This window comes from Pseudomonas sp. H9 (assembly GCF_004353925.1).
Classification (GTDB): domain Bacteria; phylum Pseudomonadota; class Gammaproteobacteria; order Pseudomonadales; family Pseudomonadaceae; genus Aquipseudomonas.
Genome location: NZ_SMOK01000005.1, coordinates 191,882 through 209,199 on the forward strand (window position 1 = coordinate 191,882; position 17,318 = coordinate 209,199).

The 17,318-nt window shown below is 60.0% G+C and carries 13 protein-coding genes; 6 read left to right on the forward strand and 7 right to left on the reverse strand.

The genetic code is table 11. From position 1 onward, the window contains the following. Nucleotides 1-92 precede the first annotated feature (92 nt). Entirely contained in the window at nucleotides 93-659 is a 567-nt protein-coding gene (gene sigX, locus E1573_RS04640) for an RNA polymerase sigma factor SigX (RefSeq protein ID WP_133211138.1), read from the forward strand. A gap of 110 nt (nucleotides 660-769) precedes the next feature. Continuing rightward, complete coding sequence (locus E1573_RS04645; protein WP_133211076.1) at nucleotides 770-1,807, forward strand: OmpA family protein; 1,038 nt, start codon at nucleotides 770-772, stop codon at nucleotides 1,805-1,807. 903 nt (nucleotides 1,808-2,710) lie between these two features. On the opposite strand, the gene cobA is transcribed toward E1573_RS04645, so the two are convergent. From cobA to E1573_RS04675, 5 genes are all read right to left on the reverse strand, one after another. After that, on the reverse strand, nucleotides 2,711-3,478 hold the full coding sequence (gene cobA / locus E1573_RS04655; protein WP_133211080.1) for a uroporphyrinogen-III C-methyltransferase: 768 nt from the start codon (nucleotides 3,476-3,478) through the stop codon (nucleotides 2,711-2,713). Between the two features lie 28 nt (nucleotides 3,479-3,506). Further along, a complete protein-coding gene (locus E1573_RS04660; RefSeq protein ID WP_133211082.1) occupies nucleotides 3,507-5,177 on the reverse strand; it encodes a bifunctional protein-serine/threonine kinase/phosphatase in 1,671 nt (556 codons plus the stop codon). 9 nt (nucleotides 5,178-5,186) lie between these two features. Further along, nucleotides 5,187-6,398 (reverse strand): NarK/NasA family nitrate transporter, encoded by a 1,212-nt coding sequence (locus tag E1573_RS04665; protein WP_133211084.1) that lies wholly within the window; start codon nucleotides 6,396-6,398, stop codon nucleotides 5,187-5,189. Between the two features lie 252 nt (nucleotides 6,399-6,650). After that, the gene (locus E1573_RS04670) at nucleotides 6,651-7,226 is read right to left on the reverse strand and encodes an ANTAR domain-containing response regulator (protein WP_133211086.1); all 576 of its coding nucleotides are present in this window, start codon (nucleotides 7,224-7,226) and stop codon (nucleotides 6,651-6,653) included. Between the two features lie 15 nt (nucleotides 7,227-7,241). Beyond that, complete coding sequence (locus tag E1573_RS04675) at nucleotides 7,242-8,456, reverse strand: CmpA/NrtA family ABC transporter substrate-binding protein (RefSeq protein ID WP_256659476.1); 1,215 nt, start codon at nucleotides 8,454-8,456, stop codon at nucleotides 7,242-7,244. A 150-nt stretch (nucleotides 8,457-8,606) separates the two neighbouring features. Between E1573_RS04675 and E1573_RS04680 the strand changes: the two genes are divergently transcribed. Further along, nucleotides 8,607-9,629, forward strand: coding sequence for a quinone-dependent dihydroorotate dehydrogenase (locus tag E1573_RS04680; protein WP_133211088.1), 1,023 nt, complete (start codon nucleotides 8,607-8,609; stop codon nucleotides 9,627-9,629). Between the two features lie 94 nt (nucleotides 9,630-9,723). On the opposite strand, the gene rmf is transcribed toward E1573_RS04680, so the two are convergent. Continuing rightward, complete coding sequence (rmf, locus tag E1573_RS04685; RefSeq protein ID WP_128326123.1) at nucleotides 9,724-9,939, reverse strand: ribosome modulation factor; 216 nt, start codon at nucleotides 9,937-9,939, stop codon at nucleotides 9,724-9,726. Nucleotides 9,940-10,481: 542 nt separating this feature from the next. On the opposite strand from rmf, the gene rlmKL reads away from it, so the two are divergent. Continuing rightward, entirely contained in the window at nucleotides 10,482-12,683 is a 2,202-nt protein-coding gene (gene rlmKL / locus E1573_RS04690; protein WP_133211090.1) for a bifunctional 23S rRNA (guanine(2069)-N(7))-methyltransferase RlmK/23S rRNA (guanine(2445)-N(2))-methyltransferase RlmL, read from the forward strand. 106 nt (nucleotides 12,684-12,789) lie between these two features. After that, entirely contained in the window at nucleotides 12,790-15,186 is a 2,397-nt protein-coding gene (locus E1573_RS04695; protein ID WP_133211092.1) for a diguanylate cyclase, read from the forward strand. 4 nt (nucleotides 15,187-15,190) lie between these two features. On the opposite strand, the gene dacB is transcribed toward E1573_RS04695, so the two are convergent. Continuing rightward, the gene (dacB, locus tag E1573_RS04700; RefSeq protein WP_133211094.1) at nucleotides 15,191-16,654 is read right to left on the reverse strand and encodes a D-alanyl-D-alanine carboxypeptidase/D-alanyl-D-alanine-endopeptidase; all 1,464 of its coding nucleotides are present in this window, start codon (nucleotides 16,652-16,654) and stop codon (nucleotides 15,191-15,193) included. 311 nt (nucleotides 16,655-16,965) lie between these two features. Between dacB and E1573_RS04705 the strand changes: the two genes are divergently transcribed. After that, nucleotides 16,966-17,310: a YggL family protein gene (locus E1573_RS04705; protein WP_133211096.1), complete on the forward strand. Its 345-nt coding sequence runs from the start codon at nucleotides 16,966-16,968 to the stop codon at nucleotides 17,308-17,310. Nucleotides 17,311-17,318: the final 8 nt, after the last annotated feature.

A 17,318-nucleotide genomic window follows, 5' to 3' on the forward strand; every position in this document is an offset into this window, starting at 1 on the left:
TGCCGCCGCAAAATTACCCCAGGCAGGGGTAAGCGGCGACATTGACCTGACTGTCGGCCAGATTCGTTTTGAATAAAGTTCACTCGCTGCCCATGCGTTACGACCCCCGCGAGCTCACTGATGAGGAGTTGGTGGCGCGTTCGCATGAGGAGCTGTTTCATGTTACTCGCGCGTATGAGGAGCTCATGCGGCGCTATCAGCGGACGCTTTTTAACGTGTGTTCGCGTTATCTAGGGAACGATCGGGACGCTGATGATGTCTGTCAGGAGGTGATGCTCAAGGTGCTCTATGGTTTGAAGAACTTTGAGGGTAAATCAAAGTTCAAGACCTGGCTCTACAGCATCACCTATAACGAATGCATCACCCAGTATCGCAAGGAGCGGCGCAAGCGACGACTGATGGATGCCTTGAGTCTTGATCCACTTGAGGAAGCCTCGGAAGAGAAGGCGCCGAAACCTGAAGAGAAGGGTGGGCTGGATAAGTGGCTAGTGCATGTTAATCCGATTGACCGTGAAATTCTGGTGCTACGTTTTGTCGCAGAACTGGAATTCCAGGAAATCGCCGATATCATGCATATGGGCCTTAGCGCAACGAAAATGCGGTACAAACGTGCGCTAGACAAGCTACGTGAGAAATTTGCGGGCCTGGCTGAAACTTAGTCGCGCGCAAATATCTCTAACGTACCGGCAAGTTCTGCTAAACTTGCCGTCGAGTTGTCCCCCGGATGTTGGTGGGACTGCTTAACTATCACCAGATGGGGATTTAACGGATGAAATTGAAAAACACCTTGGGCTTGGCCATTGGTTCTCTGGTAGCCGTCACTTCGCTCGGCGCTCTGGCACAAGGCCAAGGCGCGGTTGAGATCGAAGGTAACGTTACCAAGCAGTACTACGATAGCGAGCGCAATTTCAAGAACGACGGCACCAACCCTGGTGTTCGCCTCGGTTACTTCCTGACCGACGACCTGTCGCTGGACCTGGGTTACAACGAAACCCATAACGCCCGTGGCGAAGTCTTCAACAAAGACATCAAAGGTTCCAAAGCCAAGCTCGACGCTACCTACCACCTGGGTACCGTAGGCGACGCAGTGCGTCCTTACGTTTCCGCTGGTTTCGCGCACGAGAGCCTGGGCCAGGCGACCAACAACGGTCGTGACCACTCCACCTTCGCCAACCTGGGCGCTGGCGCCAAGTGGTACATCACTGACATGTTCTTCGCCCGTGCTGGCGTTGAAGCCATGTACAACATCGACAACGGCAACACCGAGTGGGGTCCGACCGTTGGTCTGGGTCTGAACTTCGGTGGTAGCGGTGGCAAAGTTGCTCCTGCTCCAGCTCCAGTTGCTGAAGTCTGCTCCGACAGCGACAACGACGGCGTTTGCGACAACGTCGACAAGTGCCCAGACACCCCAGCCAACGTTACCGTTGACGCTGACGGCTGCCCGGCTGTTGCCGAAGTCGTACGTGTTGAGCTGGACGTCAAGTTCGACTTCGACAAGTCGGTCGTCAAGCAGAACAGCTACGGTGATATCAAAAACCTGGCTGACTTCATGAAGCAGTACCCACAAACCACCACCACTGTTGAAGGTCACACTGACTCCGTCGGTCCTGACGCTTACAACCAGAAGCTGTCTGAGCGTCGTGCAAACGCCGTTAAGCAGGTTCTGACCAACGAATACGGCGTAGAATCGAGCCGTGTTGAGTCGGTTGGCTACGGTGAAACCCGTCCGGTTGCTGACAACGCTACCGACGCTGGTCGTGCTGTTAACCGTCGCGTAGAAGCACAAGTAGAAGCTCAAGCCAAGTAATTGGTAAGCGCCCTACAAAAAAGCCCGGCTTAGGCCGGGCTTTTTTTTTGGTTCACGAATTGTCGGGGAGTAATTGGCTTTGGCTTTGGCTTTGAGCGCTGCGGGTTTATCCGTTCGGTGTGGTGGCTCCTCAGGCCCCTTCCGCCTTTACGGCGGCTGACTTTTTTCTTGGAAAAAGTCAGCAAAACCGCTGGCTCCTGCATCCGGCCCTACGCTGCGCTTCGGGTTCCTTCGCTCCGGCGCCCTCCAGGCCCGCGCGGCCTACGACTTGCTACGCAAGCCTACATCTCGCGCCTTCGGCACAGCCGAAGGGTGCTTACGCACCTGGCCCTCCAGGCACCTCCACTCAGCCTCCTGAAGTCGCAAAGTTACGGGCAGCGCCTGCGCTGGCGTTATCTTCGATAGCTGCAAGTTTTTAGCTCTTAGCTCTTAGCTCTTAGCTCTTAGCTCTTAGCTTTTAGCTTTTAGCTTTTAGCTTTTAGCTTTTAGCTCTTGTGTACACGATGGTTCAGACGCTGCGGTCTGCGACTTCAGGAGGCCGAGTGGAGGTATTGCGTAGTGAGGTGACGGGCAGGAGCCCGTCAAGCGCTTCGGGCCATGGATGGCCCGTTAGCGCGGTCCTCACGGGAGCAATACCGGAAGGAGGGAACCCGGAGCGCAGCGTAGGGCCGGATGCAGGAGCGAGCGGTTTTGCCTACTTTGCCCAAGAGCAAAGTAGGCCGCCGTAAAGGCGGAAGGGGTCAGTGGTGCCACCACGCCAAACGGATAAGCTCACAGCGCTCAAATCCAAATCCAATACTCCCCGATAATCCGTGAAGAACCTTTTTTTTGGTTTGTCTTTGGCCTCGGGTGCCTTTTGGTAGGAGCGGGCTTGCCCCGCGATGCGATGTAGCTGAATGCTCGTTATCGCGGGGCAAGCCCGCGCCTACTGGGAAAAGCCTGCAGCAGTGTGCTGGCAGGTGTCTGCTCGGCAACCACGTCTCCGATGACCAGGATCGCCGGGCTGCGCAGCTGAAAGCGCGTGGCGTCCTCACACAGGCGCAACAGCGTACTGTGTTGCTCGCGTTGCTGGGGTAGGGAAGCGTTTTCGATCATCGCAACCGGAGTATCGGCTGCCAAGCCACCTGCAAGCAGACCTTGCTGTACTTCGTCGAGCTTGCTGACCCCCATGTACACCACCAGGGTAGTCTTGCCCTGTGCCAGCGCCTGCCAGTTCAACGGGCTGTCATCCTGGGTGTGCGCTGTGACCAGGGTCACGCCGCGGCTTACTCCACGCAAGGTCAAGGAAATGCCGCATTGAGTGGCTCCAGCCAAGCCTGCGGTAATGCCATTGACTAGCTCGGTTTCAATCCCGCGCGCTTGCAACCAGGCAGCCTCTTCACCGCCGCGTCCGAAAATGCAGGGGTCGCCACCTTTGAGGCGGGCGACGCAGCGGCCCTGGCGGGCATAGCGCAGCATCAGGCGTTGAATGAAGGCCTGCGGCGTGGAGCGGCAGCCGCCGCGCTTACCGACGGCAACCACTCGCGCCTGGGGGCAGTGCGTGAGAATCAGTGGGTTGACCAGATCATCGATCAACACCACCTCGGCTTCGCTCAAGGCGCGTACGGCTTTAAGGGTCAGCAGCTCCGGGTCGCCGGGGCCCGCACCTATCAACCAGACTTTCGCATTCATCGGTTTTCCTCATCGGCAAAGGGCGCTGTCAGCCTTTTAGCAGGCAGATCAGCAAGATCAGGTTAAGTAACAAGGACAGCATTCCCAGGCTGCGCCAGACTTTCAGTGGTTCGCGTTCAAGCAGCGGGCGCGGGCGGACACTCAGGTGCTGGCGTTCACCTTGCTCAAGCAATAAAAGCCACTGTTCTGCGGTTTCAAAGCGTTGTTGCGGGTCGGCATGCAGGGCCTGCATCAGGTTGTGCTCCAGCCACTCGGGCAGGTCTGGGCGGTAGCGCGCAGCACTGGCCGGCTGAGTGAAGCGTGGGCGTTGAAACGCTTCAATTTCGCCATAGGGGTAATGGCCGGTCAGCAGGTAGAACAGGGTTACGCCAACGCTATACAGATCCTGTTGGGCGCTGGGTAGTGCGCCGTCAAATGCTTCCGGGGCAATGAACGAGGGGGTACCTGGCAGCTCATGGTTGCGCTCCTCGGAGAGTCCGGGGCAGAAGGCCAGGCCAAAATCCAGCACGCGCAACTGGCCGTCCTCGCCAAGGTGCAGATTCTCGGGTTTGATGTCGCAATGCAGGATGTTGCGCCGATGCAGCAAGCCCACGGCCTGTAACAACTGCTGAGCGAGCGATTGCCATTGCGCTAGCGGCAATGGGCCGTTGCGCTCGAACAGTTGTGCCAATGTCTGGCCCGGGTACTCGCGCATCAGGTAGTACAGGTGCTGGCGCTGGCTGGCAGGGTGTACTTCGGGGAAGTAGCGCCCGGCAACCCGGCGCAAGAACCATTCCTCGAGTAGCAGGCTTTGCACGGCCCCCGGTTCACCCTCGCGTTGTGTCGGCAGTGTTTTCAACAGCCAGGCGTTTTGCTCACGATCATGAACACGGTAAAGCAGTGATTGCCGGCTATGGCCGAGCAGTTGCTCAACCGTCCAGCCGTCAATCGACTGGCCGTCGCGCAAGGTCGGTGGTAACGGCCACTGTTGCAGTTGTGCCAGGGAGTCGCCGAGGTTGCTCTCGCCCAGTTGGTCGATGCGTACCAGCAAGGCGCTGGCGTTGTCCTGGCTGCCGCTGTGGTGAGCTGAGCTGACCAGCGTTTGCGCGGCGTCCTGCAGGTCGATCTGTTCGCGTAACACCGCGCGTATCTGCGACTCGCTGAGGCTGGCCCAGACGCCGTCGCTAAGCAGCACGAAACACTCACCAGCGTGCAGATCGCCTTCCAGGTAATCCACCTGCAGGTGTTGATCAAGGCCCAGGGCGCGTTTGAGCACATGCTGCATACCCGGTTGGTCCCAGACGTGATCTTCACTGATGCGCTGCAACTGCCCGGCACACCAACGATAGATACGACAGTCGCCGACATGCGCCAGGGTGAAGCGTCGTCCGCGTACCACCAGAGCGCTGAGGGTGGTCAGTAGCGGCTGGCCGCCGCCATTGGCGCGCAGCCAGCGGTTCTGCGCCAACAGCAGGCGGTCAAGGGCCTGGGCCACGCCCCAGGTCGGAGGGGTGGCATAGTAGTCCAATGCCAGCGATTGCAGGCTTGCCCGTGCAGCCAGGCCACCGTCGGCACATTGGCTGACACCGTCAGCAAGGGCAAACAGGTAGCCTTTGCTGGCGGCCAGTTCCGGGTTCGGCGTTACCAGGCGCAGGGCATCCTGGTTCTCTTCCCGCGGGCCGGTGGCGCTGGCTTGGGCAAAGCTCAGTTGCAAGCTCATGGTCGTGCCTCAGACCCGCGCAGCCGTCACTGCGGCCGAGCCCCAGGTGGTGCGCCAGCGTTGTTTGACGCCATACAGCCCGAACCATGCCAGTACCCCCAGGCTTGCGAACAGCCACAGCCCCAGTTGGTAGTCGCCGCTGTGTTGTTTGATGGCGCCAAGACCGGCGGCGAGCAGGAAGCCACCGATACCGCCAGCCATGCCGATCAGGCCGGTCATTACTCCGATTTCCTGGCGGAAGCGTTGTGGCACCAGTTGGAACACCGCGCCATTGCCTGCACCAAGGCCGAGCATGGCGCTTACGAACAAGGCCAGTGCTGCGATCGAGCTGGGCAGGTTGAAGCCGACTGCAGCGATGCACAGCGCGGCTACGGTGTACATCGCCAGCAAGGTGCGGATGCCTCCGAAGCGGTCTGCCAGGGCGCCGCCCAATGGCCGCATCAGGCTGCCGGCGAAGACGCACGCGGCTGTGTAGTAGCCAGCGGTGACCGGACTCAAACCGTACTGATCGTTGAAGTAGCCGGGCAGGGCACTGGCCAGGCCGATGAAACCACCAAAGGTGACACTGTAGAAAAACATGAACCACCAACTGTCGCGGTCGCCCAGGGCTTTGAGGTAATCGGCCGTGGCTTTGGGTTTCGGACGCTGCGGGGCATTGCGTGCGAGCAGGGCGAACAGCACCAGGGTCAACAGCAGCGGGATGACGGCAAAGCCGAACACGTTGTTCCAGCCAAAGCTGGCGGCCAGCACCGGCGCCAGCAGAGCGGCGAATACGGTGCCAGAGTTGCCAGCGCCAGCGATGCCCATGGCCTTGCCTTGGTGTTGGGCGGGGTACCACTGCGAGGCCAGTGGCAGCGAGACGGCAAAGGATGCACCGGCAACGCCGAGGAACACCCCGAGCAGCAAGGCCTGCTCATAGCTGTGAATCCCCAGGTGCCAGGCACAGAACAGGGCGATGATGACGATCACCTGGCCAATCAGGCCGGCGGTTTTCGGCGACAGGCGGTCCACCAGTATGCCCATGACAAAGCGCAGGATCGCGCCCGCCAGAATCGGTGTGGCAACCATCAGGCCGCGTTGCTGGGTGGTCAGTTGCAAGTCGGTAGCGATTTGCACCGCCAGGGGGCCAAGCAGGTACCAGACCATGAAGCTGAGGTCGAAATACAGAAAGGCGGCGAACAGCGTAGGGATATGCCCGGACTTCCAGAAACTCGTATTCATCGAACACCTCGTTAAGCGCTACACCCCAAAGGGCAGAAACGAAAAAGACGCCGCCTTCCGGCCCGCTGAAGCGAGGGGAATGCGACGTCTTTGTCGTGAAGGGGGCAACCGCCGTTGGCTACCAGTACAAACTACTCAGCAAAAGCCGGGCCAGTTATCACTGCGGGGGGCAACTGTGGGAGCGGGCTTGCCCCGCGATAGCGGTGTATCAATCACATCGAATCGCGGGGCAAGCCCGCTCCTACTGTGGTGTTAGCCGAGCAGATCACTCATGGCGATGATCTGCTCAGCCACCTGGATCAGTTTCTGCTGCTTGCTCATGGCCTGGCGCCGCATCAAGGTGTAAGCCTGCTCTTCTGTGCAGTCTTTCATGTTCATCAGCAAGCCTTTGGCCAGTTCGATGCGTTTGCGCTCGGCCAATTGCTGATCACGGGCCTGTAGCTGAGCCTTGAGTGCCTGGTCACTCTCGAAACGCGCCATTGCCACATCAAGGATTGGCTGCAGCCTTGTCGCCTGAATGCCTTCAACGATGTAGGCGCTGACCCCGGCCTTGATTGCCTGGCGCATCACGCCGGGGTCATGCTCGTCGGTAAACATCACAATCGGCCGCGGTTGGTCGCGGCTGACCAGGATCACTTGCTCCATCACGTCCCGGCCAGGTGACTCGGTATCGATCAGCACGACATCCGGATGCACCAACTCAACGCGAGCCGGCAGGTCGATGGTCAAACCTGACGCTTCGATTACTTCAAAGCCGGCTTCAACCAGTGCTGCCTTCAGGCGCCCAACCTTTTTCTCAGTGTCATCTATCAACAGGATTCGCAGCATTTGGGCGTTTCCCTCTCAGCGACAGGCAGGGGCAGCGGGCGTTTCGGCCAGTGCGTGAAAGGCGAAGCTGCGGGCATAGCCGGCGGGGTCGCTACCGTCCCAGTAGGTGCCATCGATCAGTTGGCTGCGACGCATGTTCTGTTCAGGGCAGGGCACGCCAAGGTCAGTGGCCGCGTCGCGGTACAGCGCCAATTGTTGTACCTGGCTCGCCACGTCCAGATAGTCGGGGTCTTCGCGCAGCAGGCCCCAGCGGCGAAACTGGGTCATGAACCACATGCCGTCGGACAGAAAGGGAAAATTGGCCCGGCCATGAGCGTGCAGGCGCAAGGCGTGGGGGTCGTGCCAGTGATTACCCAAGCCATCGTGGTAATGGCCGAGCAGGCGCGGTTCGATACTGTTCAGCGGGCTGTCCAGGTAAGCCTTGCCGCTGAGCAACTGCGCAGTGCTGCGGCGATTTTCCAGGCTTTGCTCGATGAACCGGCTGGCCGCCAGCACGGATTGGATCAATGCTCTGGCGGTGTTGGGGTACTGTTCGACAAAGGCACGCGTGCCGGCCAGGACCTTTTCCGGGTGATCGGGCCAGATCGACTGGCTGGTGGCCAGGGTGAACCCCTGGCCCTGTTCAATTGCATCGGCCGACCAGGGCTCGCCCACGCAAAAACCATCGATGCGGCCAGCCTGCAGGTGAGCCAACATTTGCGCAGGTGGCACTACCACACTGTTGACGTCGTCAAGCGGGTGGATGCCCTGGCTGGCGAGCCAGTAATACAGCCACATCGCATGGGTGCCGGTTGGAAATGTCTGGGCAAAGGTAAGTTTTGTGCCGCTTTGGTGCACAAAGCGCTCCAGTGCCTCGGGGCGGGTCACGCCTTGGCGTTGTAGCGCCGACGAGAGATTGATGCCCTGGGCGTTCTGGTTCAGGCCCATCAATACCGACATGGCGGTCGCACTGGTACCGCCAATGCCCAGATGCACGGCATACACCAGGCCATACAGGCAGTGGGCGGCATCCAGCTCGCCGCTGACCAGTTTGTCGCGCAGACCGGCCCAGGAGCTCTGACGCTTGAGGTTCAGGCTCAGGCCGTAGGGTTGGGCAAACCCCTGAGTGGCCGCAACTACCACTGAGGCGCAGTCGCTTAATGCCATGAAACCGATGTTCAGGCTGTGCTTTTCCGGCGCATCGCTGCCGTTGACCCAGGCCAATGGGGGAGTGAGGGTATCGTTGTTCACAGTGTCGCGCCTGTATCGGAAGTCAGGCCGGGCCGCTGGCGGGCCGGTGTTTCACGTCAACAAAGCAACCCATATGCCAAGGCGACGCTGTCCCCCGGACGGCGCCGCCTATATAATCGCCCCCTCACTCACGTCGAGCTAAGCCCGCCCATGTATACCCTGGCCCGCCAGCTGCTGTTCAAGCTCTCTCCGGAGACCTCCCATGACCTGTCCCTAGACCTGATCGGCGCCGGTGGCCGTCTGGGTTTGAACGGGCTGCTGACCAAGGCTCCGGCTTCGTTGCCGGTCACTGTTATGGGCCTGGAGTTCGCTAACCCGGTCGGGCTGGCTGCTGGTCTGGACAAAAACGGAGCGGCCATCGACGGTTTTGCCCAGCTGGGTTTTGGTTTTGTCGAAATCGGCACGGTCACCCCCCGTCCGCAGCCTGGCAATCCAAAGCCGCGCCTGTTCCGTCTGCCTGAGGCAGAGGCGATCATCAACCGCATGGGCTTCAACAACCTGGGTGTGGATAACCTGATCAACCGGGTTCAGGCGGCCAAATACCGTGGCGTGTTGGGGATCAACATCGGCAAGAACTTCGACACTCCGGTCGAGCGCGCCGTGGACGACTACCTGATCTGCCTGGACAAGGTCTACAACCACGCCAGCTACATCACCGTCAACGTCAGCTCGCCCAACACCCCAGGCCTGCGCAGCCTGCAGTTCGGTGATTCGCTCAAGCAATTGCTGGACGCCTTGGCCGAGCGGCGCGGGCAACTGGCTGCACAACAGGGCAAGCACGTCCCGCTGGCCATCAAGATTGCCCCCGACATGAGCGACGAAGAAACTGCCCTGGTGGCGGCCGCGCTGGTCGAGTCAGGCATGGATGCGGTGATTGCCACCAACACCACGCTGGGCCGCGAGGGCGTCGAAGGTCTGCCGCATGGCGATGAAGCCGGTGGTTTATCCGGTGCGCCGGTGCTGGAAAAGAGCACCCATATCGTCAAGGTGCTGGCGCAAGAATTGGGCGGCAAATTGCCAATCATCGCTGCCGGTGGCATTACCGAGGGCAAGCATGCGGCCGAGAAAATCGCAGCGGGCGCAAGCCTGGTGCAGATCTACTCGGGCTTCATCTATAAGGGGCCTGCGCTGATTCGCGAGGCGGTGGACGCTATCGCGGCCATGAAGCGCTGAATGCAGGCATAAAAAAGGGCCCCTTGAAGGGGCCCCTGGGCCTTAGCCCGCCGCCCGGATGGGGCGCGCATGGTGAATGAATTCAGATCCTCGTTCAGCCAACGGCGTGAAGTTCGTTGAGTCTGTGTATACCCGCAGTGCCGGTCATACCGTCCCAGTTGTCGCCACGTCCTTCGCGCCAGCCGTTAATCCAGGCTTGGCGTACTGACGGTAGAGTAAAAGGGCAAAGCTCGCGGGATTTGCCGGCAACCCCATAGTGGTAGCCTCGTGTAAATGCTTTTTCCAACGGATCACGCTTAAGTCTTCTCATAGGGTGTTGCCCTCACTTGTTGACTGTAATGTCCCGTCGGCCTCGTCTGAGGCCGGGCAGAGTCTTTCTGCCGGTGTGCGCTCGCTGCCGGCGTGGCGAGCAGAAGTGTTGTCCCGTTGCGGTGACAACCTGAGATGAGTTCTAACCAATGCACGACACAGTGTGAATGATCGTTTTGTCATAAGGACGTAACGTTTCTTAGGGCCAAAGGATAAGTAAATAAATGCTTCAACTCAGGAACAGATGAAAACCCCGCTATGATCAGGGTTTGATCGCAGTTGAAATCACTTGGCCAGTGCTCGGTGGTAATTTGTAACAAAGCTGTCAATACGACGAAGGGTCATTTTTCACCCGGCGCGTCATGAAATTTTCATTCTGCCCGGCAATCAAAGACATTTCTGCCCCTGGCAAAAGGTCTGGTTGCCCGGGTGGCCCGGCACTCATTGCAGTGCCATTCGAGTGCTCGCTGGAAAGGCGCTCGATTAAACACGGGGAGGCAATGCGCTTGCCTTCCACTTATTGCTAAAGGCACTGGATACCTCATGTCGGACCGTTTCGAACTCTACCTAACCTGCCCCAAAGGCCTTGAAAGCCTGCTCGCCGAAGAAGCTCGCGGCCTGGGCCTTGAAGAGGTGCGTGAACACACCTCGGCCATTCGCGGCTCGGCCGACATGGAAACCGCCTACCGGCTGTGCCTCTGGTCACGCTTGGGCAACCGCGTGTTGTTGGTGCTCAAGCGCTTCACCATGAAGAACGCTGACGACCTGTACGACGGTGTTCACGAGGTGGAGTGGCAAGACCACCTGGAAGCCAGTGGTTCGCTGGCTGTCGAATTCAGCGGCCACGGCTCGGGGATCGACAACACTCATTTCGGCGCCTTGAAAGTCAAGGACGCCATCGTCGACAAGTTGCGCACCCGCGAAGGTGAACGCCCGACCGTCGACAAGCTCAACCCGGACTTGCGTGTGCACCTGCGCCTGGATCGCGGTGAAGCCATTCTGTCCCTGGACTTATCTGGTCATAGCTTGCATCAGCGCGGTTACCGCCTGCAGCAAGGTGCTGCGCCGCTCAAGGAAAACCTTGCTGCCGCCGTGCTGATCCGTGCGGGCTGGCCGCGTATTGCCGCTGAAGGCGGCGCCCTGGCTGACCCGATGTGTGGTGTCGGTACCTTCCTGGTGGAAGCGGCAATGATCGCCGCCGACATCGCCCCGAACCTCAAGCGTGAGCGCTGGGGCTTCAGTGCCTGGCTGGGCCACGTACCTGCGCTGTGGCGCAAGCTGCACGACGAAGCACAGGCGCGGGCGCAAGCCGGCCTTGCCCGCCCACCCTTGTGGATTCGTGGCTACGAGGCCGATCCACGGTTGATCCAGCCAGGTCGTAACAACGTCGAGCGTGCCGGCCTCAGCGACTGGGTCAAGATTTATCAGGGTGAAGTGGGCAGTTTCGAGCCACGCCCGGACCAGAATCAGAAGGGGCTGGTGATCTGCAACCCACCTTACGGTGAGCGTCTGGGTGATGAAGCCAGCTTGCTGTACCTCTACCAGAACCTCGGTGAGCGCCTGCGTCAGTCGTGCTTGAACTGGGAGGCGGCGGTATTCACCGGTGCCCCGGATCTGGGCAAGCGCATGGGCATTCGCAGCCACAAGCAGTACGCGTTCTGGAACGGTGCGCTGCCGTGTAAATTGCTGTTGATCAAGGTCCAGCCTGACCAGTTCGTTACCGGTGAGCGGCGTCAGCCTGAGCGTGATGCTCAGGGCAATGACACACAGCGCACGGCTGCAGCAGTGGCCAGCGAACCGGCGCGCCTGAGCGAAGGCGGGCAGATGTTTGCCAATCGCCTGCAGAAGAACCTCAAGCAACTGAGCAAATGGGCCAAGCGCGAGCATGTCAGTTGCTACCGGCTGTATGACGCCGACATGCCTGAGTACGCCCTGGCGATCGACCTGTATCAGGACTGGGTCCACGTTCAAGAGTATGCGGCACCTCGTTCGGTGGACCCGGAGAAGGCCCAGGCTCGTTTGTTCGATGCCCTGGCCGCCATTCCCCAAGCATTGGGCATTGATCAGAGCCGGGTAGTGGTCAAGCGCCGCGAGCGTCAGAGCGGCACTCGCCAGTACGAGCGTCAGAGCACGCAGGGGCAATTCCTGGAAGTCAGCGAAGGCGGTGTCAAACTGCTGGTCAACCTGACCGATTACCTCGACACCGGTCTGTTCCTCGACCACCGACCGATGCGCATGCGCATCCAGCGTGAAGCAGCGGGCAAGCGTTTCCTCAACCTGTTCTGCTACACCGCAACGGCCAGTGTCCATGCTGCCAAGGGCGGCGCGCGCAGCACCACCAGTGTCGACCTGTCGCGCACCTACCTGGATTGGGCCCGGCGTAACCTGTCGCTCAATGGGTTCTCTGACAAGAACCGTCTGGAGCAGGGCGATGTGATGGCTTGGCTGCAAGCGTGCCGCGAAGAGTACGACCTGATCTTCATCGACCCGCCGACCTTCTCCAACTCCAAGCGTATGGAAGGGGTGTTCGACGTTCAGCGTGACCACGTCGAACTGCTTGACCTGGCAATCGCTCGCCTGGCGCCGGGTGGAGTGCTGTATTTCTCCAACAACTTCCGCAAATTCCAGCTCGACGAGCGTTTGGCTGAACGTTACGCGGTAGAAGAAATCAGTGCCCAGACCCTGGACCCGGACTTTGCCCGTAACAGCAAGATTCACCGGGCATGGCGTATTCAGGCGCGTTGAGTGCGCGCCTGAACAAGGCTACAGATTGCTTGATTAGTGGCGAATAGCTATAACTGAGGGAGGATTTGGGAAACGCTCAATGCTGGCGTTATGAGTGCTATCTACTATGTCGATGCTTGGCGTTCGTCCAAAAATGCTCGGCTTCGTCAGCGAAGAAGTGTCCGCCTGGCTGGTCGCCCTTGTGGCATTGGCCGTCGGCGGACTGTTGACCGCGTTTCTGGCGTTGGCAACTTACGAGTTGTACCGACAACAATTGCGTCAACGCTTCGAGTTGCTGGCCAGTGAGCGTTACAGTCGTATCGAAGAGCGCTTCGAGGATCAGGTGCAGCGCCTGGATGGCTTGCGCCGCTTCTTCGTCTTTGCCAACGAAATTACCCTCGACGAGTTCAATGGCTATGCGCGTCCGTTGCTGCACCGCACCCAGGCTTATTCCTGGGCGCCACGAGTACCGGACGCGACGCGTGAGGAGTTCGAGCGGCACGCGAGCCAGGTCCTGGGGATTTCCTACTCCATCCGGCAACTGACCGATGACGGTCGTTTGCTCGTATCTCCCTCCCGTCCGTTGTATTACCCGGTGCTGTTCACCCAATCGCTAGGGCCGCTGCGCCAGCCGTTCGGCCTGGATTTACTGTCGCAGCCGTTACGCGAGGACACCCTGCAGCGCGCCTCCAGGCCCGGCAGTATGGCCGTGTCGGCGCCGCTGAACCTCGCCGACGTCGAACCCGCCTATGCCCGGGGCGTGTTGATGGTGGCGCCGGTGTTCGCGCCGCGTAATCCAGCCCCTGAACCACAGGGTTATGTCATGGCGGTCATCAGCGTTCGCCAGCTGATGGCCGAGGGCCTGCCGAATGCGGCTCAGGATAATCTGGTGGTACGGATTCGCGACCTGTCCGGGCCGGACAGCCAGCATGAAGTGTTGTTCCAGTCGGGCAACAAGGGCACGTCTTCGCCGCTGGCCGCCTCGCACCTGTTGCACCTGGCTGATCACAACTATCAGCTCGACATCCGCCCAAGCCTGGCCTTCATGCAGGCCAACCGGTCATCGGCTGTCACCGTCGTGGTGCTACTTGGCGGCCTGCTCAGTGTGATGCTCAGTGCCTTGCTGTTCAGCCTGTTCAGTCAGCGTCAGCGTGCGCTGACCTTGGTTGAGCAGCGCACGGGTGAACTGCGCATCAGTGAGCAGTCCTTGCGCAACACCCACAACCAGTTGCGCAGTGTGTTGGACGCGGCGACCCAAGTGGCGATCGTCGCTACCAACTTGCGCGGTGTGGTCAGCACGTTCAACGCCGGTGCTGAGCGCATGTTGGGCTACAGCAGTGCTGAAGCGGTGGGTAACCTCACCCTCGAAGCCTTGATTTCACCTCAGGAGCTGCAGCATCGGGCGCGGGACTTGAGCCACCGCTACGGTCGTGAAATTACCCCGGCCCAAGCCATTTTCGCGCAAACCGTCCAGGAGGGCGGCAATGAAGCCGGTGAATGGACACTGCAACGCAAAGATGGCGGCCAACTGCTGGCCAACATGTTAGTGACCGCAGTGCTGGATGAGCACGGCCTGTGGGTCGGCCATCTGGCGATCTGCATCGATGTCACCGAGCGCAAGCGAGTACATGATGCACTGGCGGCCCGTGACCGCTTGCTGGACAAGCTCAGTGCCGAGGTGCCGGGCGGTATCTACCAGTTTCGCCTGCGCACCGACGGCAGTTCTTGTTTCACCTACGCCAGTGAAGGCTTGCGCGATATCTACGGGCTGGAGCCTGAACAGTTGCGCCAGGATGCTACTGCAGTGTTTGAGCGCATTCATCCGGATGATCTGCTGCAAGTGCGCACTTCAATCCGCTATTCAGCCGATCACATGACACCCTGGCGTGAAGAGTACCGGGTATTGCTACCGGAGGCCGGCCAGCGTTGGGTGCGAGGGGAGGCCACACCAGAGCCCGAGGAAGATGGCAGTACGCTATGGCACGGTTACCTGACCGACATCTCAGACCTGAAGCGTGTTGAAGAAGAGCTGCGCGCGCTGTCGGTGACCGATTCGCTGACGGGCATCCACAACCGGCGTTACTTCCAGGAGCGTTTGAAGAGTGAGCTGGAGCGCGCTCAGCGCGACCAGTTGGATCTGGCAGTGATCATGCTGGATATCGATCACTTCAAGCGGATCAATGACCAGTTCGGGCATGCCGTGGGCGACCATGTGTTGCGCAACCTGTGCCAGCGCATCAGTCACCGCTTGCGGCGTACCGATGTGTTCTGTCGATTGGGTGGTGAGGAGTTCATGGTGCTGTGCCCGGGCAGTAATGCCGAACAGGCCCATTCACTGGCGCTGGAGCTGTGGCAGGGCGTGCGCAGTGTGGAGGTGGAGGGTGTGGGCCAGGTCACCGCCAGCTTTGGCGTGGCGGGGTGGCGCCCCGGAGAGGGCGCCGATGCCTTGCTGCTGCGTGCCGACTCCGGGGTTTACGCGGCCAAACAGGCTGGCCGCGATAGAGTGGTGGCAGAGCTTTCGTGAGCGATCAGGGCTGAATCGCAGCGGTGCTGTTGACCAGTTTTGGCTGGCGATACAGGTCCAGCAGCACTTGGTCGAGTACCGCTGAGGCGCCCCAAGGTTTCGGATCGTTGAGGATCGCGGCGACTGCCCAAGTGTTGCCGTTGCTGTCTCGGCTGTAGCCTGCAATAGCCCGCACGGTGTTCAGGGTGCCGGTCTTGATGTGGGCTTCGCCGGTCATGGCCGTGCGTTTCAGACGCTTACGCATGGTGCCATCCATACCGACCAGCGGCATCGAACTGATGAACTCGGCGGCATACGGGCTTTTCCACGCCGCTTGCAGCAGGGCCGCCATTTCCCGGGTGCTGACCCGCTCGGCACGGGACAAGCCAGAACCGTTTTCCATGATCAGGTGTGGGGCGGTGATGCCCTTTTTCGCCAGCCACTGGCGAACCACACGTTGTGCGGCGCGGGCGTCGTCTCCATCGGCGTCGGTGCGGAACTGTGCGCCGAGGCTCAGGAACAGCTGCTGCGCCATGGTGTTGTTACTGTATTTGTTGATGTCGCGGATGATCTCGACCAGATCAGGCGAGAACGCACGCGCCAGCAGGCGAGCGCCTTTGGGTACGTTGTCGACCCGGTTCTGACCCTGGATCGTGCCGCCCAGCTCGTTCCAGATGGCCCTGACTGCGCCTGCGGCATAGGTCGGGTGGTCGAGCAGCGACAGGTAAGTCTGTGAGTTGCAGCCATCGCCCAGTTGACCGCTGACCACGACGGTCACGCCATCGGCCTGAGTGATCGGGTTGTAGCGGACGTCGCCGGTGCATTGCTTGCTGTTGACGGCTTTGACTTGATTATCGATACGGATGCTGGCAATGGGTGGTTCGACCGAGACCAGTACCTTGCCACCGTCATTGCGGGCGACAAAACGCAGGGCCTTGAGGTTGATCAGCAGCGAGTCGGGTTTGACCAGGAATGGCTTGTTTTCGTCGCCGCCATCATCGTTGAACTGCGGCAATACCGGCTGGACGAAATGGCTGCGGTCGAGCACCAGGTCGCCGGTGATGGTTTGCACGCCGTTGGCGCGCAAGTCACGCATCAACAGCCAGAGCTTTTCCATGTTCAGTTTCGGGTCACCGCCACCCTTGAGGTAGAGGTTGCCCTGCAGGGTGCCGTTACGCAACGGGCCATCGCTGTAGAACTCGGTTTTCCATTGGTGCGTGGGGCCGAGCAATTCCAGGGCGGCATAAGTTGTCACCAGCTTCATGGTAGAGGCTGGGTTCACCGAGACGTCAGCGTTGAACACGGTGGGCGTGCCCGGGCCGTTGAGCGGCAGCATGACCAGCGACAGCGCGGAGTCTTGCAGCTTATTGGTTTTCAGCGCTTGCTGAACTTTGGCGGGCAACGTGGTGTTGACGGCCGCAGCCTGGGAAGGCAGCGCAATGGGTAACAGTAGGCCGGCAAGCAGAAGCGGGCGAAGAGATTTGATCATGTGCAATAAAACCCTACCAACGAGGGGTGAAAAAAACGGAGCGAAAAAAGGTGAAGGCCCCGGAATGAAAATATAGTGCGCATTATGCCCCAAGGAGCGTGGCGGTGGGGGAGTGAGAAAGGGCGCCTTATCGGCTTTTGTTCGGTTCTTCTGCCTCATCCGGTAGGAGCGGGCTTGCCCCGCGATCGCGGTGTATCAGGTAAATCGCGATCGCGGGGCAAGCCCGCTCCTACCGGGGGAACCTTTTATTCCGGCAGCTTCGTGGCGAAACTGGTAAAGTGCGCGGCGTTATTACTTAAGAGGATTGTTTCATGGCCACTAACCGTTCCCGCCGTTTGCGCAAAAAGCTCTGCGTGGGTGAATTCCAGGAGCTGGGTTTTGAGCTGAACCTGGAGTTCAAGGAAGATCTGTCCGACGAAGCCATCGATGCCTTCCTCGACGCGTTCCTCGACGACGCTATGGATGCCAACGGCCTGGACTATGTTGGCGGCGATGACTTCGGCCTGGTTTGCTCGGCCAAGCGCGGCTCGGTTACCGAAGAGCAGCGTGCTACCGTTGAAGCCTGGCTCAAAGCGCGCAGCGAACTGACCAAGATTGAAGTCAGCCCGCTGCTGGACGCCTGGTATCCGGAAAACCCGATCAATCCGGTTGCCTGATGCCTGTT